Below are 26333 nucleotides of genomic sequence, written 5' to 3'. Positions count from 1 at the left end.
ATCCCCGTCGTCTCCAACGTCACCGGTCGTGTCGTGGAGGAGTACACCGCGGACTACTGGGTCCGGCACGTCCGCGAAGCGGTGCGCTTCGCCGACGGCATCCGGACGTTGCACGAGCACGGCGTGACCACGTTCGTGGAGATCGGCCCCGGCGGCGTGCTGAGCGCGCTGGCCCAGGGCTGTCTGGACGACGCCGGGGCGCTCACCGTTCCCGCCCTGCGGGCGGACCGCCCGGAGCGGGCGGCGCTCGTCGCCGCGCTCTCCGAACTGCACGCGCACGGCGTCTCCCCGGACTGGGCCGCCTTCTTCCCCGGAGCCCGGCGCGTGGACCTGCCCACCTACGCCTTCCAGTACGAGCGGTACTGGCTCGACGCCTCGCAGACCACGCCCGGCGACGTGCGCGCGGCCGGCCTCGGCTCGGCCGACCACCCGCTGCTGGGCGCCGCCGTCGCCCTGGCCGGTGGCGACGAACGGCTGCTGACCGGGCGGCTGTCGCTGCGCACGCACCCCTGGCTGGCCGACCACGCCGTCCTCGGGACCGTGCTGCTGCCGGGCACCGCGTTCGTCGAACTGGCGGTGCGCGCGGCCGACGAAGCGGGATGTGCACTGCTGGAGGACCTCACCCTCGAAGCGCCCCTGGTGGTGCCCGAGCGGGGCGGCATCGCGGTCCAGGTGTGGGTCGGCGCGGACGACGGCTCCGGCCGCCGGCCGCTGACCGTGCACGCGCGCCCCGAGGACGACACCGACCTGCCCTGGGTCAGGCACGCCACCGGCTTCGTCACCGACGGGGCGGGCGCCCCGGCCGCCCGGGCGCTGACCGCGTGGCCGCCGCCGGGCGCCGAGCCGGTCGGCCTCGACGGCTTCTACGACCGGCTGGCCGGCCTCGGCCTGTCCTACGGTCCCGCATTCCGCGGCCTGCACCGTGCATGGCGCACGGGCGACGACGTCTTCGCCGAGGTCACCCTCCCCGACGGCATGGACGTCGGCTCCTTCCTCCTGCACCCGGCGCTGCTGGACGCCTCCCTCCACGCGATCGGCGCGGGCGGTGCCCCGGTGGGCGAAGCGGACGGGCCGCTGCTGCCCTTCGCCTGGTCCGGTGTGTCCGTGCGCGCCACGGGCGCGTCGACCGTGCGCGTGCGGCTGTCCCGGGCCGGCACGGACACGGTGTCGCTGCTGCTGGCCGACGCCGCCGGCGAGCCGGTCGCGTCCGTGGACGCGCTGACGCTGCGCGCGGTCTCGGCACAGCAGCTCGGCAAGCGCTCCGAGGACGCGATGTTCACGATGGAGTGGACGCCGCTGGCCCTGCCCTCCGACGCGGACGCGACGACGGTCGAGTACGTCCCCGACACCGCCTCGCTGGCCGGCACCGGCCAGGCGTCCCCGGCGGACGTGGTCGTCGTCCCGTGCCCCGACGGCACGGCAGGGACCGGCGGAGCCGAGCGGGTCCGCGAGGTCACCGCAGAGGTGCTGCGGCTGCTCCAGTGGTGGTTCGCCGGGGAACGGGCGGCGAGCCTGGTCCTCGTGGCGCGCTGCGACGACCTCGCCCACGCCGCCGCAGCCGGTCTGGTGCGCTCGGCCCAGGCGGAGAACCCCGGCCGGATCGTGCTCCTCGAAACCGACGGCCCGGCCGACGTGCTGGAATCCGTGCCCGGCATCGTGCACTCCGGCGAGCCCCACGTCGTCGTGCGCGACGGAGAGGTCCGCGTGCCGCGCCTGGCCCGGGCGGCCGCCCCGCGGACGGAGGACACCGCCCCCGGCCTCGGCACCGTCCTGCTGACCGGCGCCTCGGGCGCGCTCGGCGGAACCCTCGCCCGGCACCTGGTGACCGAACACGGCGTGCGCAGGCTGCTGCTCGTCAGCCGCCGCGGCGCGGACGCCCCGGGCGCCGCCGCCCTGGAGGCCGAACTCACCGCGTGCGGCGCGGAAGTGACCTGGGCCGCCTGTGACGTGGCCGACCGGACGGCGCTCTCCGAGGTGCTGGCTGCGACACCGGTCGACTCCGTCGTGCACACCGCCGGCGTGCTGGACGACGGCGTGATCGCCGCGCTGACGCCGGAGCGCCTGGACGCCGTGCTCAAGCCCAAGGCCGACGCCGTACTGAACCTGCACGAACTCGCCGCCGACAAGCCGTTCGTGCTCTTCTCCTCCGCCGCGGGCACCTTCGGCAACCCCGGCCAGGGCAACTACGCGGCGGCCAACGCCTTCCTCGACGCGTTCGCCCGGTACCGCCGGGACCGGGGCCTGCCCACGGTCTCGCTGGCCTGGGGGCTGTGGGAGCAGGAAGGCGCCATGGCCGACGGCCTCGACGAGGCCGGCAGGTCGAGGATGGCGCGCTCGGGCGTGCTGCCGCTCTCCACCGACGACGCCCTGCGGCTCTTCGACGTCGCGCTCCGCTCGGACGAGGCCGTGCTCGTACCGGTCCGCCTCGACACCACCGCCCTGCGGAACCGGGAGGCCGCAACCGTCCCGGCGCCGCTGCGCGGACTCGTCCGCGTCCCCCTGCGCGGCACCGCCCAGCGCACCGCCACCGGTTCACTGGCCGCGCGCCTCGCAGGGCTCTCCCAGGACGAGCGCGACGAGGCCGTCCTGGAACTGGTCCGCTCCGAGGTCGCCGCCGTCCTCGGGCACTCCTCGGTCCGGGCCGTCCAGCCCGCGCACGCCTTCCAGGACCTGGGCTTCGACTCGCTGACGGCCGTGGAGCTGCGCAACCGGCTGTCCACCGGGACCGGCCTGCGCCTGCCCGCGACCCTGGTCTTCGACCACCCGACGCCCGCCGCCCTCGCCCGCCACATCGGCGCCGAACTGCTCGGCCGGACCCCCGAGGGCCCGGCCACGGCCCGGCCGTCCGAGGCCACCGCCGACGAGCCGATCGCCATCGTCGGCATGAGCTGCCGCCTGCCGGGCGGGGTGCGCTCGCCGGAGGACCTGTGGCGGCTGGTGGCATCCGGCCGGGACGGCATCTCCCGGTTCCCGGACGACCGCGGCTGGGACGTCGAGTCGCTGTACGACCCGGACCCCGCCCACCTCGGCACCACGTACACCACGCAGGGCGGCTTCCTGCACGAGGCAGCGGACTTCGACGCCGGTTTCTTCGGCATCAGCCCCCGCGAGGCGCTGGCGATGGATCCGCAGCAGCGACTGCTGCTGGAGGCGTCGTGGGAGGCGTTCGAGAGGGCGGGCATCGACCCGGCCTCGGTGCGCGGCAGCAGGACCGGAGTCTTCACCGGCCTGATGTACCACGACTACGGCCAGGGCCCGCGCGAGCTGCCCGAGGGCGTCGAGGGCCTGCTCACCACCGGAGGGTCGGGCAGCGTCGCCTCCGGACGGGTGTCCTACACCTTCGGCCTGGAGGGCCCGGCCGTCACCGTCGACACGGCCTGCTCGTCGTCGCTGGTCGCCCTGCACCTGGCCATCCAGTCGCTGCGCAACGGCGAGTGCACGATGGCACTCGCGGGCGGCGTCACGGTCATGGCCGGCCCCACGGTCTTCGTCGAGTTCAGCCGCCAGCGCGGCCTGTCGCCGGACGGCCGCTGCAAGGCGTTCGCGGCCGGCGCCGACGGCACCGGCTGGGGCGAAGGCGTCGGAGTCCTGCTGGTGGAGCGGCTGAGCGATGCCCAGCGCAACGGTCATCAGGTGCTGGCGGTCGTGCGTGGCTCCGCCGTGAATCAGGACGGTGCGTCGAACGGTCTGACGGCGCCGAACGGTCCGTCGCAGCAGCGGGTGATCCGTCAGGCCCTGGCTTCCGCCGGCCTCTCGGCGGCCGACGTGGACGTGGTGGAGGCGCACGGCACGGGTACGAAGCTGGGTGACCCGATCGAGGCCCAGGCGCTCATCGCCACGTACGGCCAGGAGCGGCCCGACGGCCGGCCGCTGTGGCTCGGTTCGCTGAAGTCCAACATCGGCCACACACAGGCGGCCGCGGGTGTGGCCGGTGTGATCAAGATGGTCATGGCCATGCGCAACGGGGTGCTCCCGCAGACCCTGCACGTCGGCGAGCCGACCCCGCACGTGGACTGGGAAGCGGGCGACGTCCGCCTGCTGACCGAAGCCGTCGACTGGCCGGTGACGGACCGGCCCCGCCGCGCGGCGGTCTCGTCCTTCGGCGTCAGCGGCACCAACGCGCACACCATCATCGAGCAGGCACCCGCCGCAGCCGCAGCCGCAGCCACGGTCGAGCCCGCCGCGCAGGACCGCCCGGTGGACCAGCCGTGGATCCTCTCCGGCAGGACCGAAGCGGCACTGCGGGCCCAGGCCGCCCGCCTCACGTCCTTCCTGGACGAAGCCGGCGGACAGGCCCCGACGGCCGACACGGCCTACTCGCTGGCCACCACCCGGGCGGCCTTCGAACACCGCGCCGTGGTCGTGGCGGAGACCACCGAGAAGTTCCGGCACGGGCTCGCCGCCGTCGCCGACGGCTCCACGCCGCCCCACGTGGTGACCGGGACCGCACGGACCAGCGGCAAAGTCGTCTTCGTCTTCCCCGGCCAGGGCTCGCAGTGGGCCGGCATGGCCACCGAACTGCTGGAGACCTCACCGGTCTTCCGCGAACGGATCACCGCCTGCGAGGGCGCCCTGTCACCGCACGTGGACTGGTCGCTGACCGAGGTGCTGCGCGGCGAGTCCGACGTGGAGCAGGACCGGGTCGACGTCCTCCAGCCCGTGCTGTGGGCCATGACCGTCGCACTGGCCGAGGTGTGGCGCTCCTTCGGCGTCACACCCTCGGCGGTCGTCGGACACTCCCAGGGCGAAGTCTCCGCCGCAGTGGTCGCCGGAGCGCTCTCCCTGGAGGACGCGGCGCGCATCGTGGCACAGCGCAGCCTGGCGGTACGCGAACTGCAGGGCCGCGGCGGCATGGCCTCGGTGACGCTCCCGCACGACGAGGCACAGGAACTGATCGGCCAGTGGGCCGGCCGGCTCGGCATCGGCGCCGTGAACGGACCCGGAACCGTCGTGGTCTCCGGGGACACCGACGCCCTGGACGAACTGCTGGCGCACTGCGAGCAGCAGGGCATCCAGTCCCGCAAGGTCGCCGTGGACTACGCCGCGCACTCACCGCAGATCGAACGGGTCGAAACCCAGGCCAGGGAAGGCTTCGCCGGCGTCACCCCCCGCTCCGGCGCCGTTCCCTTCTACTCCACCGTCACCGGCCGGAAGCTGGACGCGGGTGAGCTCGGCTCCGACTACTGGTACCGCAACATGCGGCAGACGGTGCGGTTCCACGACGCGATCCACGCGGCCCTGACCGACGGGCACGACGTGTTCATCGAAGTCAGCCCGCACCCCGTGCAGGTGGCGGGCATCCAGGACGCCATCGAGGCCGCCGAGGCCGAAGCCGTGGCCGTCCCGACCGTGCGCCGCGGCGACGGCGGCCGGCGCCGGCTGCTGCTGTCGCTGGCACAGGCCCACGTGCACGGCGTCGCCGTCGACTGGGACGCGGTCCTGCCCGGGGCACGCACCCTCGACCTCCCCACGTACGCCTTCCAGCACGAGCGGTACTGGCTGGACGCCGTCGCGGCGGCCGGCGACGTACGGGCAGCAGGACTGGACTCCGCCGACCACCCCTTCCTGGGCGCGGCAGTGGAACTGCCCGATGCCGGCGGCCACCTGCTGACCGGGCTGCTGTCGCTGCAGACCCAGCCCTGGCTGGCCGACCACGCAGTGCTCGGATCGGTGCTGCTGCCCGGCACGGCCTTCGTGGAACTGGCCGCCCACGCCGCGGCCGAGGCCGGCTGCGACCTGGTCGAAGAACTGACCCTGGAAGCACCGCTCGTGCTCCCCGAGCGCGGCGGCGTCGCGCTCCAGGTCCTCGTCGGCGCACAGGACGACTCCGGCCGCCGGCCGCTGACCGTGCACTCCCGGGCCGAAGAAGGCCCCTGGATACGCAACGCCACCGGCGCCGTCGCCACGGGCGGGACCCCGGCCGACGCCGACCTCGCCGGCTGGCCCCCGGCCGACGCCGAGCCGGTGGACCTGGACGGCTTCTACGACGGACTGGCCGGCCTCGGCCTGACCTACGGACCGCTGTTCCAGGGGCTGCGCGCCGCCTGGCGCGGCAGCGACGCCGTCTACGCCGAGCTGGCCGTCCCCGGGGACGCAGGCCCGGACGCGGACGCCTTCGGCGTGCACCCCGCGCTGCTCGACTCCGCACTGCACGCGCTGGGCGCGGGCGGCCTCGTACCGGCAGCCGACGGGCCGCTGCTGCCCTTCGCATGGTCCCGCGTCACCGTGCACGCCACCGGTGCCGCCGCCCTGCGGGTACGGCTGTCCTCGGCCGGCGGGGACGCGGTGCGGCTGACGGCCGCCGACGGCACGGGCCGGCCCGTCGTCTCGGTGGAGTCCCTGACGCTGCGCCCGGTGTCCACGGACCAGCTCCGCACGAGCTCCCGGGACTCCCTGTTCACCGTGGAATGGACGCCGCTCGCCGCACCGCCCCAGGCACCCGGCCCGACCGTACGGGCCTACGACGACATCGCCTCCCTCGTCTCCGCCCCGGACGCGGACGCGGACGCCGTCGTCGTGCCGTGCCCCACCGGGTCCGGCACGGACGCCGAACGCGTCCGGGACGTCCTCGCCGAGGTGCTGGGGCTGGTGCAGTGGTGGCTGGCCGAGGACCGGGCCGGGCGCCTGGTGCTGGTGACCCGCGGCGCGGCCGACCCCGGCGACGACCCGGTGCAGGCCGCCGTGTGGGGCCTGGTCCGCTCGGCACAGTCGGAGAACCCGGACCGCATCGTCCTCCTCGACACCGACGCGGACACCGACGCGGCGAAGGCCGCCACCACGGTCGTACCCCGGCTCATCGCCTCCGCGGAGCCGCAGGCGGCCCTGCGCGGCGATGCGCTGCTGCTGCCCCGGCTCGCCAGAGCCACCGCCGCAACACCGCAGGCCACCCCGGACTTCGGAGCGGGGACGGTACTGCTGACCGGCGCGTCCGGCGCCCTGGGCGGACTGCTCGCCCGGCACCTGGTCGCCGAGCACGGCGTACGCAGCCTGCTGCTGATGAGCCGGCGCGGCGCGGACGCCGAGGGCGCCACGGAGCTCCAGGCGGAACTGACCGCCTCGGGCGCCGAGGTGACGTGGGCCGCCTGCGACGCCGCCGACCGCGACGCCCTCGCCGCGGTGCTGGCCCGGACGCCGGTGAGCGCCGTGGTGCACACCGCCGGTGTCCTCGACGACGGCGTGATCGGCTCGCTCACCCCCGAGCGCCTGGACGCGGTGCTGCGCCCGAAGGCCGACGCCGTGATGAACCTGCACGAGCTGACGGGCGACCTGTCGGCGTTCGTGGTCTTCTCCTCGCTCGCCGGCACGCTCGGCACTCCCGGCCAGGCGAACTACGCAGCGGCCAACGCCTTCCTGGACGCTTTCGCCCGGCGCCGCCGCGCGCAGGGCCTCCCCGCGGTGTCGCTGCCCTGGGGCCTGTGGCAGCGGACCGGCACCATGACCGCGGACCTCGGCGGAGCGGACCGCACCCGGCTCGCCCGCGGCGGCGTGATGCCGCTGTCCGACGAGGACGGTCTGATACTCCTCGACGCCGCGCTCGCACGCGACGAACCCGTCGTCGTGGCGGCACGGATCGACATCGCCGCGCTGCGCAACGCGGCCGCACCGGTGCCGCCGCTGCTCGCCTCGCTCGTCGGCGGCCGGCCGCGCCGCACGGACCGCGCCGCCGCCGTACCGCTGGCGCAGCGGGTCGCGGACCTGCCCGAGAGCGAGCGCGAAGACGTCGTGCTGGACCTGATCCGGTCCGAGGTCGCCGCCGTGCTCGGCCACAGTTCCGCCAAGGCCGTACAGCCCGACCAGGCGTTCGGTGACCTGGGCTTCGACTCGCTGACCGCCGTGGAACTGCGCAACCGGCTGAACAAGGCCACCGGGCTGCGGCTCCCCGCCACGCTGGTCTTCGACTACCCGACGCCCGAAGCCCTCGCCCAGCGGGTGCTGAAGGACCTCCCCGGCGGCACGGGCGGGACCGTGTCGGTCTTCGACGAGATCGACCGCCTCGCCGCGGCCCTCGACGCCGCCGCAGCGGACAACACCACCCGAACCAAGATCAATATGCGTCTCCAGGCGCTGCTCACCCGCTGGAACGGGAACGAGCCGGCCGATCCGGGAGACACCGGCGGAGCCGAGGACGAAGACGACCTCAGCTCGGCGAGCGACGAGGAGCTGTACGAGCTGCTCGACGACGAACTCGGCACCTCCTGAACTGCGCAGGCCACAAAGGGGCGGGCACACCAGATGATGAACGAAGACAAGCTCCGGGACTACCTCCGGCGCGCCACCACCGACCTGCGCCAGGCCCGGCGACGCGTGCGCGAGCTGGAGTCCCGCGACCAGGAACCGATCGCCATCGTGGGGATGAGCTGCCGCTTACCCGGCGGCGTGCACTCCCCGGAGGACCTCTGGCGGCTCCTGGCCGGGGGCGGCGACGCGATCTCGGCGTTCCCGGAGGACCGCGGCTGGGACGTCGACTCCCTCTACGACCCCGACCCCGAGCGGCCCGGCAAGGTCTACACGCGCCAGGGCGGATTCCTGCACGACGCACCGGACTTCGACGCCGCGCTCTTCGGGATCTCGCCGCGCGAGGCGCTGGCGATGGACCCGCAGCAGCGGCTGCTGCTGGAGACCGCCTGGGAGGTCTTCGAGCGCGCGGGCATCGACCCCGCCTCGCTCAAGGGCAGCCGCACCGGAGTGTTCGCCGGCCTGATGTACCACGACTACGGCTTCACCCCGGGCGTCCTCCCGGAAGGCGTCGAAGGGCTGCTCAGCACGGGCAACTCCGGCAGCGTCGCCTCGGGACGCATCGCCTACACCTTCGGCTTCGAAGGCCCCGCCGTCACCATCGACACGGCCTGCTCGTCCTCACTCGTCGCCCTGCACCTCGCCGTGCAGGCGCTGCGCAGCGGCGAGTGCTCGATGGCGCTCGCCGGCGGCGTGACGGTCATGGCGGGCCCGAGCGCCTTCGTGGAGTTCAGCCGCCAGCGCGGGCTCGCCCCCGACGGCCGGTCCAAGGCGTTCGCGGCGGCGGCGGACGGGGCGACCTGGTCCGAGGGCGCCGGCCTGCTGCTCGTGGAACGCCTGCGTGACGCCCGCCGCCTCGGGCACGAGGTCCTGGCGGTCGTCCGCGGCACCGCGGTGAACCAGGACGGCGCCTCCAACGGCCTGACCGCACCCAACGGCCCTTCGCAGCAAAGGGTCATCCTCCAGGCGCTCGCCTCCGCCGGGCTGTCGACGGCCGATGTGGACGCCGTGGAGGCGCACGGTACGGGCACCACACTGGGCGACCCGATCGAGGCGGAAGCCCTGATCGCCACCTACGGACAGGACCGCGAACGGCCGCTGCTGCTCGGGTCGTTGAAGTCGAACATCGGCCACGCGCAGGCCGCCGCGGGCGTGGCCGGTGTCATCAAGATGGTCATGGCGATGCAGCACGGCGTGCTGCCGCAGACGCTGCACGTGGACGAGCCGACCCCGCACGTCGACTGGTCGGCCGACACGGTGCGGCTGCTCACCGAAGCCACCGACTGGCCGCGGACCGACCGCCCGCGCCGGGCCGGGATCTCCTCGTTCGGCATCAGCGGCACCAACGCACACGTCGTCATCGAGCAGGCCACGGAACCCGAGACGGAGGAACCGGCCGAGGACACCCCCGGGGCACCCGCCGAGGTGCCGCTGCGGGCCCGCACCCCCGTCGTGCCGTGGGTCCTGTCGGCGAAGAGCGAGACGGCCCTGCGGGCCCAGGCAGAGCGCCTGCTGTCCTTCACGGAGGCCGACGGCACCGCGGCCGACCCCGCCGACGTCGCGTTCTCACTGGCCACCACCCGCACGGCGCTGGAGCACCGGGCCGCGGTGACCGGCGCCGACACGGACGAGCTGCGAGCGGGCCTGGCCGCCCTTGCGGCCGGCGAGCCGGCGGCGCACGTGGTGCAGGGGCGCCCGGCCGGCGGCAAGACCGGCTTCCTCTTCTCCGGGCAGGGATCACAGCGCCCGGGCATGGGACGCGAGCTGTACGAGGCGTTCCCGGTCTTCGCCGCGGCCTACGACGAGGTGTGCGCACATCTCGACGCGACGGTCGACGTCGACGCAGAAGACCTGAACCGGACCGGGTCGGCCCAGCCCGCGCTGTTCGCGGTCGAAGTGGCACTGTTCCGGCTGCTCGCCTCGTGGGGCGTCAGGCCCGACTACGTCGCCGGGCACTCGGTCGGTGAGATCGCCGCCGCGCACGTGGCGGGTGTGCTGTCGCTGGAGGACGCGGCGAAGCTGGTGTCGGCCCGCGCCCGGCTGATGCAGGCGCTGCCTGCCGGCGGTGCGATGGTGGCGGTCCAGGCCACCGAGGACGAGGTCCTGCCGCACCTCACCGGCGAGGTCGGCATCGCGGCGGTCAACGGACCCGCGTCCGTGGTGGTCTCCGGCGCCGAGGACGCCGTGACGGAGATCGCCGAGGTCTTCGCACAACAGGGCCGCAAGACCTCGCGGCTGAAGGTCAGCCACGCCTTCCACTCGCCGCTGATGGACCCCATGCTCGACGAGTTCGCACAGGTCGTGCAGGGGCTGACGTTCGACAAGCCGCAGATACCGGTCGTCTCCAACCTCACGGGCCGCCCCGTCGACTCCTGCACGGCCGACTACTGGGTGCGGCACGTCCGCGAGGCCGTCCGCTTCGCCGACGGCGTGCAGACCCTGCACGCATCGGGCGTCACCACGTTCGTGGAGGTCGGCCCCGGCGGTGTGCTGAGCGCCCTCGTGCAGGGCTGCGTGGACGACGCGGTCACGGTACCGGTGCTGCGCGCCGACCGCCCCGAGCCCCAGGCCCTCGTCACCGCCCTCGGGCAGCTCCACACCCTCGGACTCTCCCCGGACTGGCACGCCCTCTTCCCCGGAGCCCGCCGCACCGCCCTGCCCACCTACGCCTTCCAGCGCGAGCGCTACTGGCTCCAGGGCAGCACCGCGCTCGACGTGTCCTCGGCCGGCCTGGACTCCTCCGGCCACCCCCTGCTCGGCGCGGTGGTGGAGACCGCCGGCGGACAGGACGTGCTGTTCACCGGCCGGCTGTCCCCGGCCGGCCTGCCCTGGATCGCGGACCACACCGTCGGCGGAGTGCCGGTGCTCCCGGTCGCCGCCTTCGTGGAACTCGCCCTGGGCGCGGGCCGGCAGGCCGGATTCCCGCACGTGGAACAGCTGGACGTCGAAGCCCCGCTGGTCCTGGCGCACCAGGGCGCGGTCCGCATACAGGTGCAGGTCGGCCCGGGCGGGGACGCCGACCGGCGGTCGGTGCACATCTACAGCCGGGCCGCCGAAGGCGCCGGGGAGCCGTGGGTCCGCCACGCCACCGCGGAACTCACCCGCAACGTTCCGGCGACGGACTTCGACATGGTGGTCTGGCCGCCGGCGGGCGCCGCACCACTGCCCGTGGAGGACCACCGGATCCTGCGCGCCGCCTGGCGCGCCGGGGACGAGCTGTACGCCGAGGCCGTACTGCCCGGCACCGAACGGGAGCGCGCCGACCGCTACGGCCTGCACCCCGAACTGCTCGACGCCGCCCTCGACACCCTGACGCCGGCCCGCGCCGGCGCTCCCGGCGAGCTGCTGATGCCCTTCGCCTGGAGCGGCGTGTCCCTGCACGCCCCGGGAGCCACCACCGTACGCCTGCGGGTCCGCCCCGCCGCCGGCGACGCCGTGACGATCGAACTCGCCGACACCGACGGCGCTCCGGTGGCCTCGGCGGCATCCGTACGGACGCGGCCGGTGTCACCGCAGCAGGTGCTGGCGGCACGCGTGGCGCACCAGGACTGGCTGTTCGACGTCGACTGGACCGAGCACACCGTGCCCACCGCCCCGGCCGCCGAACCCGCATGGGCCGTACTCGGCGGCGACGGCCCGTACCCCGGCCTCGACGCGCTCCGCCAGGCGGTCGACGCCGGTTCGGCACCGCCCGCCCACGTGCTCCTGCCCTGCGCCCCGAGCGGGGACGACACCGCGACGGCCACACGGGACCTGCTGGCCGGCGTCATGACGGCCGTCCAGGAGTGGGTGACCGACGACCGGTTCACCGATGCGCGGCTCGTGGTGACGACCCGCGGAGCCGTCGCCCTGGACGGCGAAGCACTGGACCTCGCGCACGTCGCCGTGGCCGGTCTCGTGAAGTCCGCCCAGGCCGAGCACCCCGACCGCCTGCTGCTCGTCGACTCCGACACGGACATCACCGGCCCCGTCGCCGGGGCGCTCGCCGCACTGGACGAACCGCAGGCCGCGGTACGCGCCGGCAAGCTGTTCGTGCCCCGGCTCGACCGGATCACCCGCCCCGACGAGCCCGCCGGACGAGCATGGGACCCCGAGGGAACGGTGCTGCTCACCGGCGCCTCCGGCGGCCTCGGCCTGTCCCTCGCACGGCACCTCGTCACCGAACGCGGCGCACGCCGGCTGCTGCTGGCCAGCCGCCGCGGACCCGCCGCCGAGGGCATCGGCGAGCTCAGCGCCGCCCTGACCGCACTCGGCGCGCACGTCGACGTGGCCGCCTGCGACATCGCCGACCGGGATTCCGTGGCGGCGCTCCTCGCCTCGATCCCCGCCGAGCACCCGCTCACGGCCGTGGTGCACGCCGCCGCGGCCCTGGACGACGGCGTGATCACCGCACTGACCCCCGAGCGCCTGGACACCGTGCTGCGGCCGAAGGTCGACGGGGCACTGCACCTGCACGAGCTGACCAAGGAGCTCGACCTCTCCGCGTTCGTCCTCTTCTCCTCGCTCTCCGGAATCCTGGGCAGCGCCGGCGCGGCGAACTACGCGGCGGGCAACGCCTTCCTGGACGGCCTGGCCCGGCAACGCCGCACCGAGGGCCTGCCCGGCACCTCACTGGCGTGGGGCCTGTGGACCGACAACGGCGGCATGGGCGACCGCATCACCGACGCCGACCGCAACCGCATGGGCCGCGCCGGAGTGGTGCCCTTCACCTCCGCCGAAGGACTGGCACTCTTCGACGCCGCCCTCACCCTCGACCGGCCCGTCGTCGTACCCGTCCGACTGGACTTCGCAGGGCTGCGCTCCATGGCCCGGGCCGGCCTGATGCCCGCGGTCTTCCGCGGCCTCGTACCGGACACCGGCCGGGCCCCCGACGAGGCCGCCGCCGGCCGGACCACGGCCCTCGCCCGCCGACTCGCCGGGATGACCGAAGCCGACCAGGAGAAGGTGCTGCTGGACCTGGTGCGCAACCAGGCGGCCGCCGCCCTGGCCCTCGCCGACCCGGCCGTCATCGAACCGGGCACCGCGTTCCGGGACATCGGCTTCGACTCCCTCACCAGCGTGGAACTGCGCAACCGCCTCAACGCCGCGACGGGGCTGCGACTGAAGCCCACCCTGGTCTTCGACCACCCCACCCCCGTCGCGATCGCCCGCCTGCTGCACAAGGACCTGGTCCTCGACCTGGCCACGGAGACCGCGCCCGTCCTCGACGAGCTGGACAGGCTGGAGGCCGGTCTCGCCGCGATCGCACCCGACGACGCCGTACGGGACAAGGTCACCGCCCGGCTCAAGTCGCTGCTCTGGAAGTGGACCGACACCCACCAGGAGACCGCGGCGAGCACCACCGGCGCCGACCTCGACCTCGACCGGATCGACGCCGCCACCGACGACGAGATGTTCGACCTCATCGACCAAGAGCTCGGGTCTCTCTAACCCTCCTTTCGCACTGCTACCGAGGACGAAAAACACATGTCGAACGACGACAAGCTCAGGGACTACCTCAAGCGCGTGATGGTGGACCTGCGCCACACCCGCAAGCAGTTGGGTGAGCTGGAGGCGAAGGACACCGAGCCCATCGCCATCGTCGGGATGTCCTGCCGCTACCCGGGCGGGGTCGGCTCGCCCGAAGACCTGTGGCAGCTGGTCTCCTCGGGCGGCGACGCCGTGTCCGCGTTCCCCACCGACCGCGGCTGGGACATGGACGCGGTCTACGACCCCGACCCCGAGCGTCCGGGCCGGACCTACGTGCGCGAGGGCGGCTTCCTCTACGACGCCGCCGACTTCGACCCGGCGTTCTTCGGGATCTCCCCCCGCGAGGCACTGGCGATGGACCCGCAGCAGCGCCTGCTGCTGCAGACCTCCTGGGAAGCCATCGAGCGCGCGGGCATCGACCCGACCACCGTGCGCGGCACCCGGGCCGGCGTGTTCGTCGGCACCAACGGCCAGGACCACGCCTACCTCCAGCGGCAGGGCGACGAGGACATCGAGGCCCACCTCGTCACCGCGAACACCGCGGCCGTGGTCTCCGGCCGCATCTCCTACGCCCTCGGCCTCGAAGGCCCGGCCGTCACGGTCGACACGGCCTGCTCGTCGTCCCTGGTGGCACTGCACCTGGCCGCCCAGGCCCTGCGCCAGGGCGAGTGCTCCCTGGCCCTGGCCGGCGGCGTGACCGTGATGGCCACCCCCAACACCTTCGTCGCGTTCAGCAGGCAGCGCGGCCTGTCGCCCGACGGCCGCTGCCGCGCCTTCTCGTCGTCCGCCGACGGCACGGGCATGTCCGAGGGCGTCGGTGTGCTCCTGCTGGAGCGGCTGTCCGACGCCCGCCGCCTCGGCCACGAGGTCCTCGCCGTCATCCGCGGCAGCGCCGTCAACCAGGACGGCGCCTCCAACGGCCTCACCGCACCCAACGGCCCCGCACAGATGCGGGTGATCCAGCAGGCGCTGGAGAGCGCACGACTGCCCGCATCCCAGATCGACGTCGTCGAGGCGCACGGCACGGGCACCACCCTCGGCGACCCCATCGAGGCGGACGCGCTGCTCGCCACGTACGGCCAGGAGCACTCCGGCGACCGGCCGCTGTGGCTGGGCTCGGTCAAGTCGAACATCGGTCACACCCAGGCGGCCGCCGGCGTCGCCGGTGTCATCAAGATGGTGATGGCGATGCGCCACGGCGTGCTGCCGCAGACGCTGCACGTGGACGAGCCGACCCCGCAGGTCGACTGGTCGGCCGGCGGGGTGAAGCTGCTCACCGAGCCCGTGCAGTGGCCGGAGTCCGACCACCCGCGCCGCGCCGCGGTCTCGGCCTTCGGCGTCAGCGGCACCAACGCCCACACGATCATCGAGCAGGCACCACCGGCCGCCGAGGAGCCCGCCGGGACCGTCACGGCACCGGCCGCCGGCTCGCTGCCGTGGGTGCTCTCGGCGAAGACCGAGGCGGCGCTGCGGGCCCAGGCGGAACGCCTGCTGTCCTGCGTGGAGGGCGTCCCCGGGCCGGCGCCGGCCGACATCGGCTTCTCCCTCGCCACCACGCGCACCACCTGGGACCGGCGGGCCGTCGTCGTCGGCGAGACCCTGGAGGAACTCACCGAGGGCGTACGGGCCCTGGCGTCGGGCACCCCGTCCGCGTCCGTGGTCCAGGGCGCATCGCGCGCGGGAGGCAAGACCGGATTCCTGTTTTCCGGCCAGGGGTCGCAGCGGCTGGGGATGGGCCGTGAGCTGTACGAGGCGTTCCCGGTGTTCGCGGACGCCTACGACGAGGTGTGCGCGCATCTGGAGGAGCCGGTCGATGTCGAGTCGGAGGAGCTGAACCAGACCGGCGTCACTCAGCCTGCGTTGTTCGCGGTCGAGGTGGCGTTGTTCCGGCTGCTGGAGTCGTGGGGCGTGCGGCCGGATTACGTGGCCGGCCATTCCGTGGGTGAGATCGCTGCGGCTCATGTGGCCGGAGTGCTCTCGCTGGAGGACGCGGCGAAGCTGGTGTCGGCTCGGGCTCGGCTGATGCAGGCGTTGCCTGCCGGCGGGGCGATGGTGGCGGTGCAGGCGACCGAGGACGAGGTCCTGCCGCACCTGAGCGACGAGGCCGGTATCGCGGCGATCAACGGACCGCAGTCCGTGGTGGTGTCCGGCGCTGAGACTGCGGTCGTGAAGATCGCTGAGCACTTCACCCAGCAGGGTCGTAAGACGTCGCGGCTGAAGGTCAGTCATGCGTTCCACTCGCCGTTGATGGATCCGATGCTGGAGGAGTTCGCGGCGGTCGTCCGCGGCCTGACGTTCAGCGAGCCGCGGATCCCGGTCGTCTCCAACCTCACGGGCCGGCTGGCGGAGTCGTACACGCCGGAGTACTGGGTCCGGCATGTCCGTGAGGCGGTTCGTTTCGCCGACGGTGTGCAGACCCTGCACGAGCTGGGTGTCACCACCTTCGTCGAGGTCGGCCCCGGCGGTGTGCTGAGCGGCATGACGCAGAACTGCCTGGACGAGGCCGTCACCGTGCCCGTCCTGCGCGCCGACCGTCCCGAGCGCCAGGCCGTCGTCACCGCGCTCGCCGAACTGCACGTGCACGGCATCTCCCCCGACTGGCAGGTGCTCTTCCCCGGCGCGCGGAAGGCCGACCTGCCCACCTACGCCTTCCAGCAGCAGCGCTTCTGGATGGACACCCCGGACGACGCCGGGCCGGCCGTCGTGGACGCGGTCGACGCCGAATTCTGGGCGACCGTCGAGCGCGAGGACGCCCAGTCGCTCGCCGCCACGCTGGGGCTGAGCGCCGAGGAACTCGACGCCGTCGTCCCGAAGCTGTCCGCGTGGCGCCGGCAGCGCCGCGAGCAGTCCGCCGTGGACGGCTGGCGCTACCGGGTGACCTGGCAGCCGCAGAACGGCCTGTCCGCCACGGACCTTCCCGGCACCTGGCTGTTCGCGGCGCCCGCAGGCGACGAGTGGGCCGACTCGGTCCGTACGGCACTTCTCGGACGCGGCGCACACCTGATCCCGCTGGCGGTCGCCGCCGACGCCGACCGCGAGTCCCTGGCCCGCGACCTGGCCGAGGCCACGGCCGGATCCGGAACCCTCGACGGCGTGCTGTCGCTGCTCGCGACCGACGGGACCGGCTCGCCCGAGCACCCGGCGGTGTCCCAAGGGCTCGCAGCGACCGTCGCACTGACCCACGCGCTGGGCGACGCGGGCATCGACGCACCGCTGTGGTGCGCGACCCGCGGTGCGGTGGCCACCGGCCGCCCGGACGACGCGCCGCTCAGCGCCGCGCAGCACCAGGTCTGGGGCTTCGGCCGCTCCCTGGCCCTGGAGCACCCCCGCCGCTGGGGCGGCCTCATCGACCTGCCCCCGGTGGTCGACGAGCGCGCCGCCGGCCGTATCGCCGCCGTGCTGAGCCTGCCCGCCGGGACGGCCGAGGACCAGGTCGCCGTCCGCGCGTCCGGCGTGTTCACCGCCCGCCTGACCCACGCCCCGCGCACCGCCGGGCAGCCGTGGTCGCCGCGCGGCACGGTGCTGATCACCGGTGGTACGGGTGCGCTGGGCGGCCACGTCGCCCGCTGGCTCGCCGGAGCCGGCGCCGAGCACCTGGTGCTCACCAGCCGACGCGGTGCCGACGCGCCCGGCGCGGCCGCACTGAAGGCCGAGCTGGAGGACCTGGGGGCGGTCGTCACCCTCGCCGCCTGCGACGTCGCCGACCGCGCCGCGGTGGCGCAGCTCCTCGCCGAGCACACCTTCACCTCCGTGTTCCACGCCGCGGGCGTGGAACAACTCGCCCCGTTCGACGAGCTGACCCCGGCCGACTACGCCCGCACGATGACGGCGAAGGTCGGCGGCGCCACGCACCTGGACGAACTGCTGGGCGACCAGGACCTCGACGCCTTCGTCCTCTTCTCCTCGATCGCCGGCGTGTGGGGCAGCGGGCAGCAGACCGCCTACGCGGCGGCGAACGCCTTCCTCGACGGGCTCGCCGGGCAGCGACGGGCCAAGGGCCTCGCCGCGACGGCGATCGCCTGGGGCCCCTGGGCCGACGGCGGCATGGTGACCGACGCCGACGAGGAGCACCTGCGCCGCCGGGGAGTCATCACCCTGCCCGCCGCGCTCGCCGTGTCCGCGGTGCAGCGCGCCCTGGACTGCGACGACACCACCGTCGTCGTGGCCGACATGGACTGGGAGCGGTTCATGGGGCCGTTCACCCTCGGCCGCCCGAGCCCCCTGCTCTCCGAGCTGCCCGAGGTGCTCCGCACCCGGACCGCTGCGCCGGCCGACGGCACCACGGGCACCGTGCCCCTGGCGGCCGAGCTGGCCGCGCTGCCGGAGGCCAAGCGCGCGGCGACCGTGCTCGACCTGGTCCGCGCCCATGTCGCGGCCGTGCTCGGCCACGCCGGAGCGGCGGACGTGGAGCCGGACCGCGCGTTCAAGGACCTCGGCTTCGACTCGCTGACCGCGGTCGAACTCCGCAACAGGATCAACACCGCGACCGGCCTCGCGCTGCCGCCCACGCTGGTCTTCGACTACCCCAACGCCTCGGCCCTCGCCCACTTCCTCCTGACCGAGCTCCTCGGCTCGCAGGCCGCCGCACCGGGCGAGGAGCGCACGGCCGCCGTCGACGACGAGCCGATCGCGATCGTCTCGATGAGCTGCCACCTGCCCGGCGGGATCAACTCGCCCGAGGAACTCTGGGATCTCGTGGCATCCGGCGGCGACGCCGTATCGGAGTTCCCCTCCGACCGCGGCTGGGACACCGACGACCTCTACGACCCCGACCCCGAACGCCCCGGCAAGACCTACACGCGCGAAGGCGGCTTCCTCCACGACGCCACCGACTTCGACGCCGCCTTCTTCGGGATCTCCCCGCGCGAGGCGCTCGCGATGGACCCGCAGCAGCGACTGCTGCTGGAGACCTCCTGGGAGGCGTTCGAGCGGGCGGGCCTGACCCCCGCACAGATGCGCGGCAGCCGCACCGGCGTGTTCGTCGGCATGGCCTACCAGGGCTACGGAGCCGACGTGCGCCGGACGCCGGAAGGCGTCGAGGGGCACCGGCTGGTCGGCGGCGCGTCCAGCGTCGTCTCCGGCCGGGTCGCCTACTCCTTCGGCCTGGAAGGCCCGGCCGTCACCATCGACACGGCGTGCTCGTCGTCGCTGGTCGCCCTGCACCTGGCCATCCAGTCGCTGCGCAACGGCGAGTGCACGATGGCACTGGCCGGCGGCGTCACGGTCATGGCCAGCCCGAACGTCTTCGTGGAGTTCAGCCGCCAGCGCGGCCTGTCGGCCGACGGCCGCTGCAAGGCGTTCGGCGCGGAAGCGGACGGCACCGGCTGGTCCGAGGGCGTGGGCGTGGTGCTCGTCGAGCGCCTCAGCGACGCCGTCCGCAACGGCCACGAGGTCCTCGCGGTCGTCCGGGGCAGTGCCGTCAACCAGGACGGCGCGTCCAACGGTCTGACCGCCCCGAACGGCCCGGCACAGCAGCGGGTCATCCGCCAGGCCCTGGCGTCGGCGGGGCTCTCCTCCGCCGACGTGGACGTGGTGGAGGCGCACGGCACGGGCACCGCGCTGGGCGACCCCATCGAGGCACAGGCCCTGCTGGCGACGTACGGCCAGGACCGCTCCGAGGACGAGCCCCTGTGGCTGGGCTCGCTGAAGTCCAACATCGGCCACACGCAGGCCGCCGCCGGTGTGGCCGGTGTGATCAAGATGATCATGGCGATGCGGCACGGCGTGCTGCCGCGGACGCTGCACGCCGACGAGCGCACGCCCCACGTGGACTGGTCGGCGGGCGCGGTGCGGCTGCTGACCGAAGAGGTCCGGTGGCCGGAGTCCGACCGCCCGCGCCGCGCGGGCATCTCGGCCTTCGGTGTCAGCGGCACCAACGCGCACACCATCATCGAGCAGGCACCCGCCGCAGCGGAGCTGCCCCCCACCCCGGACTCCGGTGCGGTCGTGCCGTGGGTGCTGTCGGGCAAGGGCGAGCCGGCCCTGCGCGCGCAGGCGGCCCGGCTCGCCGAGCACCTCGACGCGCAGCCGGACTGGACGCCGGCCGACATCGGCCTCTCCTTGGCCGTGCGGGCCACGTTCGAGGACCGTGCAGTGCTCGTCGCACAGGGACCGGACCGGCTCCGGCAGGCACTGGCCGCCCTCGCGGCCGGCGAACCCGCGGCGAACGTGATGCTGGGACGCGCCCGCACCGAAGGCAAGACCGGATTCCTGTTCTCCGGCCAGGGCTCGCAGCGGCTGGGGATGGGCCGTGAGCTGTACGAGGCGTTCCCGGTGTTCGCGGATGCCTACGACGAGGTGTGCGCGCATCTGGAGGAGCCGGTCGATGTCGAGTCGGAGGAGCTGAACCAGACCGGCGTCACTCAGCCTGCGTTGTTCGCGGTCGAGGTGGCGTTGTTCCGGCTGCTGGAGTCGTGGGGTGTGCGGCCGGACTATGTGGCCGGGCACTCGGTGGGTGAGATTGCTGCGGCCCATGTGGCCGGGGTGCTCTCGCTGGAGGACGCGGCGAAACTGGTGTCGGCTCGGGCTCGGCTCATGCAGGCATTGCCTGCGGGCGGGGCGATGATCGCCGTGCAGGCCACGGAGGACGAGGTCCTGCCGCACCTGACCGACGAGGTCGGCATTGCGGCGATCAACGGCCCGCGGTCCGTGGTGATTTCCGGTGCTGAGAACGCCGTGACGGAGATCGCCGAGGTCTTCGCGCAGCAGGGTCGTAAGACCTCACGCCTGAAGGTCAGCCATGCGTTCCACTCGCCGTTGATGGATCCGATGCTGGAGGAGTTCGCGGCAGTCGTCCGTGGGCTGACGTTCGACGAGCCGCGGATCCCGGTCGTCTCCAACCTCACGGGCCGGCTGGCGGAGTCGTACACCGCGGAGTACTGGGTCCGGCACGTGCGCGAGGCGGTTCGTTTCGCCGACGGCATCCGGGCCCTGCACGAGCTGGGTGTGACGACCTTCGTCGAGGTTGGCCCCGGCGGTGTCCTCAGCGGCATGACGCAGAACTGCCTGGACGAGGCCGTCACCGTGCCCGTCCTGCGCGCCGATCGTCCCGAGCGCCAGGCCGTCGTCACCGCGCTCGCCGAACTGCACGTGCACGGCACCACCCCGGACTGGCAGGCCCTCTTCCCCGGCACCCGCCGCGTCACTCTGCCCACCTACGCGTTCCAGCGCGAGCGCTACTGGCTGGAAGGCGAGGAGCTGACCGCTGCCGGTGCCCCGGCCGACGCGGTGGAGTCCGGCTTCTGGGACACCGTGGAGCGGGAGGACCTGGAGTCCCTCGCCGCGACCCTGGGCGTCGGCACGGACGCATCACTCGGCGCGATCCTGCCCCGGCTGTCCGCATGGCGGCGTCAGCGCCGCGACCAGTCCGTGGTCGACGGCTGGCGCTACCACGTCACGTGGAAGCCCCTCGGCGCGCTCCCGGAGAGCGGCGCCTCCGGAACGTGGCTGCTCGTGGTCGCCGACGAGACCGAGTGGACGGCATCGGTCCGTACCGCTCTCACCGAACGCGGCCTGGAACTGGTGACGCTCGTCGCCGGCCCCGGCACCGACCGCGCGACGCTGGCGGCGGAGCTGGCCGGCACCGGTCCCGTGGCCGGTGTGCTGTCGCTGCTGGCCGAGGACGAGAACACCTCGGCCGGTCACCCCGCCCTCTCGCACGGCCTCGCCGCGACCCTCCTGCTCGTGCAGGCCCTGGGCGACGCGGGCGTCGACGCGCCCCTGTGGTGCGCCACCCGGGGGGCAGTGGCCACCGGCCGCTCCGACCGCCTGGACCGTCCGGTGCAGGCGCAGGTGTGGGGCTTCGGCCGGGCGGCAGCCCTGGAGTACCCGCAGCGCTGGGGCGGTCTGCTCGACCTCCCCGAACAGCTGGACGCCCGTACGGCAGCCCGTGTGGCCGCCGTCCTGGGGCAGTCGGCGGAGGACCAGGTGGCGGTGCGCGCCTCGGGCGTCTTCGGCCGCCGGATGGTGCGGGCCACCCGCCGGGCCGGGACCGACCAGCCGTGGTCGCCGCGCGGCACGGTGCTGATCACCGGTGGTACGGGTGCGCTGGGCGGCCACGTCGCCCGGTGGCTCGCCGGTGCGGGCGCCGAGCACCTGGTGCTCACCAGCCGGCGCGGCCCCGCCGCGCCGGGAGCCGCCGAACTCGTCGCGGAGCTGGAAGAGCTCGGCGCCACGGCCACCGTCGTGGCCTGCGACGCGGCCGACCGTGACGCCCTGCAGGCGCTGCTGGCCGAGCACCCCGTCAACGCCGTCGTCCACGCGGCGGGCGTCGGCGACCACATGATGATCGAGGACACCGGCCTGGCCGCCTTCGGCGACACGGTGTCGGCGAAGGCGGCGGGCGCCACGCACCTGGACGAGCTGCTGGCCGGTCAGGATCTTGACGCGTTCGTCATGTTCTCGTCGGGTGCGGGCATCTGGGGCGGCGCCAGCCAGGGCGCCTACTCGGCGGCCAACGCCTACCTGGACGCCCTGGCCGCATACCGGCGGGCGCGCGGCCGCACCGCCCTCGCCGTCTCGTGGGGCGGCTGGGCCGAAGGCGGCATGGCCAGCGTCGGCGAGGCCGAGGAGATGCTGCGCCGCCGGGGCCTGCCGCCCATGCAGCCCGCGCTCGCGATCTCCGCGCTGCGGCAGGCGCTGGCCGACGACGAGACCACCCTGACCGTGGCGGACTTCGACTGGGAGCGGTTCATCGGGCCGTTCACGGTCAGCCGCCCGAGCGCGCTGCTGTCCGACGTGCCCGAGGTGCGCCGCGCGCTGGAGTCCCCGGCCGCCGGCACCGCCGCGTCCGGCGAATCGCCGCTGGCGGCGGAGCTGGCCGGGCTGTCGGCGGGCGAACAGGACCGCGTCCTGGTGGACCTGGTCCGTACCCACGCGGCGGCCGTCCTCGGCCACGCCGGCGTCGCCGGGGTGGAGCCGGACCGTGCGTTCAAGGACCTCGGCTTCGACTCGCTCACCGCCGTCGAGCTGCGCAACAAGCTCACCGCCGACACCGGTCTGAAGCTCCCCACCACCCTCGTCTTCGACTACCCGAACACCACGGCCCTGGCCCGCTTCCTGCGCACCGGGCTCCTCGGCTCGCAGGCCGCCGCGCTGCCGGAGCAGCGCACGGCCGCCGTCGACGACGAGCCGATCGCGATCGTGGCGATGAGCTGCCGCCTCCCCGGCGGCGTCGGCTCGCCCGAGGCCCTGTGGCAGCTCGTGACGTCCGGCGGGGACGCCATCGCGGGCTTCCCCGAGGACCGCGGCTGGGACGTCGACGGCCTCTACGACCCCGACCCCGGCACGCCGGGCAAGACGTACGCGCGCGACGGCGGCTTCCTCTACGACGCGGGCGACTTCGACGCCGCCTTCTTCGGGATCTCGCCGCGCGAGGCCCTGGCGATGGACCCGCAGCAGCGGCTGCTGCTGGAGACCACGTGGGAGGCGTTCGAACGCGCGGGCATGGACCCGTCCTCGCTGAAGGGCAGCCGCACGGGCGTGTTCGTCGGCATGTCCTACCAGGGCTACGGCGCCGGCCTCCCGCAGGTCCCCGAGGGCGTCGAGGGCCATCTGCTCACCGGCAGCGCCGCGAGCGTCGTCTCCGGGCGCGTCGCCTACTCGTTCGGCCTGGAGGGCCCGGCCGTCACCGTCGACACGGCCTGCTCGTCGTCGCTGGTCGCCCTGCACCTGGCCATCCAGTCGCTGCGCAACGGCGAGAGCACGATGGCCGTCGCGGGCGGCGTGAACGTCATGGCCGTACCGGCCGCGTTCGTGGAGTTCAGCCGCCAGCGCGGTCTGTCGGCCGACGGCCGCTGCAAGGCGTTCGGCGCGGAAGCGGACGGCACCGGCTGGGCGGAGGGCGCGGTCGTCGTGCTCGTCGAGCGCCTCAGCGACGCCGTCCGCAACGGTCACGAGGTCCTCGCGGTGGTGCGCGGCAGCGCCGTCAACCAGGACGGCGCGTCCAACGGCCTGACGGCCCCCAACGGCCCCGCGCAGCAGCGGGTCATCCGGCAGGCCTTGGCGTCGGCCGGCCTCGGCGAGGCCGATGTGGACGTCGTCGAGGCGCACGGCACCGGTACCGCGCTGGGCGACCCCATCGAGGCGCAGGCCCTGCTGGCGACGTACGGCCAGGGCCGCGGCGACGACGAGCCGCTGTGGCTGGGCTCGCTGAAGTCGAACATCGGCCACGCCCAGGCGGCCTCCGGTGTCGCCGGCGTGATCAAGATGGTCATGGCCATGCGCCACGGCGTCCTCCCCAGGACGCTCCACGCGGACGAGCCGACGCCGCACGTGGACTGGTCGGCCGGCGCCGTGCGGCTGCTGACCGACGAGGTCCCGTGGCCGCAGTCCGGCCGTCCCCGTCGTGCGGGCATCTCGTCCTTCGGCGTCAGCGGCACCAACGCGCACACGATCATCGAGGAGGCACCGGCGGCGGAACCCGTCGCCGTCGCCCCGGCCGAGGCCGCCCCGGCCACCGTGCCGTGGGTGCTGTCCGGCAAGTCCGAGGACGCTCTGCGGGCCCAGGCCGAACGCCTGTTGTCCCACCTGGCGGAGGGGGCCGAGCCGTCGCCCGCCGACGTCGGCTTCTCGCTGGCCACCACCCGGGCCGCGCTGGAGCACCGCGCCGCCGTGGTCGGAGACGACCGCGCCCGGCTCCTCGACGGCCTGCGGGCCCTGGCGGCGGGGGCACCCGCTCCCGGCGTCGTGGCCGGCCGCGCCGGCGGCGGCCAGGTCGGGTTCCTCTTCTCCGGGCAGGGCTCGCAGCGGCCCGGCATGGGACGGGAGCTGTACGCGGCGTTCCCCGCGTTCGCGGAGGCGTACGACCAGGTGTGCGCACACCTCGACCGGCACCTCGACCGGCCGCTGCGGGACGTGGCCTTCGGCGACGACGCCGATGAGCTGAACCGCACCCTCTTCACCCAGCCGGCACTGTTCGCGACCGAGGTGGCGCTGTTCCGGCTGCTGGAGTCGTGGGGGATACGGCCGGACCATCTGGCCGGTCACTCCGTCGGCGAGATCGCCGCAGCGCACGTGGCCGGGGCGATCTCGCTGGAGGACGCGGCCACACTGGTGACCGCCCGCGCCCGGCTGATGCAGGCGCTGCCCGCGGGCGGTGCGATGGTGGCGGTCCAGGCCACCGAGGACGAGGTCCTGCCGCACTTGACCGGCGAGGTCGGCATTGCGGCGGTCAACGGACCCGCGTCCGTGGTGGTCTCCGGCGCCGAGGACGCCGTGACGGAGATCGCCGAGGTCTTCGCACAGCAGGGCCGCAAGACCTCGCGGCTGAAGGTCAGCCACGCCTTCCACTCGCCGCTGATGGACCCCATGCTCGACGAGTTCGCCCGCGTCGTCGGGGAGCTGAGCTTCACCAAGCCGCGGATCCCGGTCGTCTCCAACCTCACCGGTCAGCCGGCGGAGACGTACACCGCCGACTACTGGGTCCGGCACGTCCGCGAGGCGGTCCGCTTCGCCGACGGCATCCGGACCCTGAACGAACTGGGCGTGACGCGGTTCGTGGAGATCGGCCCCGGCGGCGTGCTGAGCGCGCTGGCACAGGGCTGCCTGGCGGACGCGGCCGACGTGCTCGCCGTTCCCGCCCTCCGCGCGGGCAGCCCGGAACCCGAGGCGGTCACCGGCGCCGTCGCGCAGCTCCACGTGCACGGCGTCCCCGTCGACTGGGACGCGTTCTTCGCCGGCCACGGAGCCCGCCGGGTGGACCTGCCGACCTACGCCTTCCAGCGCCGGCGGTACTGGCTGGAGACCACCGCGCCCACCCTCGCCACCACGGGCACCGACGCCGTGGAGGCCGGGTTCTGGGAGACGGTGGAGCGCGAGGACGTCCAGGCCCTCGCCACCACGCTCGGCCTGCCCGCCGAGCAGCTGGACGCGGTGCTGCCCCGGCTGTCGGCGTGGCGCTGGGCACGGCGCGAGGAGTCCGTGGTGGACGGCTGGTCCTACCGCACGGGCTGGAAGCCGCTGAACGGCCGCTGGACCCACGAACTGTCCGGATCCTGGCTGTTCCCGGTCACCCGCGAGACCGAATGGACCACCGCCGTCCGCGACGGACTCACGGCACGCGGGGCCCGGATCGTCCCGGTCACGGTCGACCCCGCCACGGACCGCAGCGCGCTGCTGCGGCAGCTTGAGGACGCCGTCCGGGAGACCCCGGTCGAGGGCGTGGTCTCCCTGCTCGGCATCGACGAGCGGCCCCACCCCGAGCACACGGCACTCACCGTCGGCACCGCGCTGTCCGTCCTGCTCGTCCAGGCACTGGGCGACGCAGGGATCGACGCCCCGCTGTGGGCACTGACCAGGTCGGCGATGTCCACCGGCCGGTCGGACGCGGCGCCGGGCGCCGCCCAGAACGCCGTCTGGGGCCTGGGCCGGGTCGCCGCGCTGGAGCACTCGCGGCGCTGGGGCGGCCTCGTCGACCTCCCCGAGACGATCGACAGCCGGGTCACCGGCCGCCTCGCCGCAGTGCTCGGCCAGTCGGCCGAGGACCAGGTCGCCATCCGTGCCCGGGGCGTGTACGGCCGCAGGCTCTCCCACGCCGCAACCGGCCGCAGCAACCGGGCCGGTGGGCGGTGGTCGCCGCGGGGCACGGTGCTGATCACGGGTGGTACGGGTGCGCTGGGCGGCCACGTCGC

At 74.3% G+C, this 26333-nt stretch carries 2 protein-coding genes and 1 pseudogene; all 3 read left to right on the top strand.

Annotated elements, in window-relative coordinates:
* Positions 1 to 8199, top strand: an 8199-nt coding sequence (locus IE182_RS30400; protein WP_190113210.1) for a type I polyketide synthase, incomplete at its 5' end; no start/stop codon positions are given.
* Positions 8200 to 8235: 36 nt separating this feature from the next.
* Positions 8236 to 13665: pseudogene (locus IE182_RS30395) on the top strand (type I polyketide synthase); the annotation flags it as partial.
* 36 nt (positions 13666 to 13701) lie between these two features.
* A partial coding sequence (locus IE182_RS30390; RefSeq protein WP_190113209.1) for a type I polyketide synthase occupies positions 13702 to 26333 on the top strand: 12632 nt, incomplete at its 3' end.

Origin of the sequence: Streptomyces cinnamoneus, from assembly GCF_014650495.1 — a bacterium.
Taxonomy (GTDB): domain Bacteria; phylum Actinomycetota; class Actinomycetes; order Streptomycetales; family Streptomycetaceae; genus Streptomyces; species Streptomyces cinnamoneus.
The sequence above is the reverse complement of the archived record's forward strand: the minus strand, read 5'-3'. Positions and strand labels throughout refer to the sequence as shown.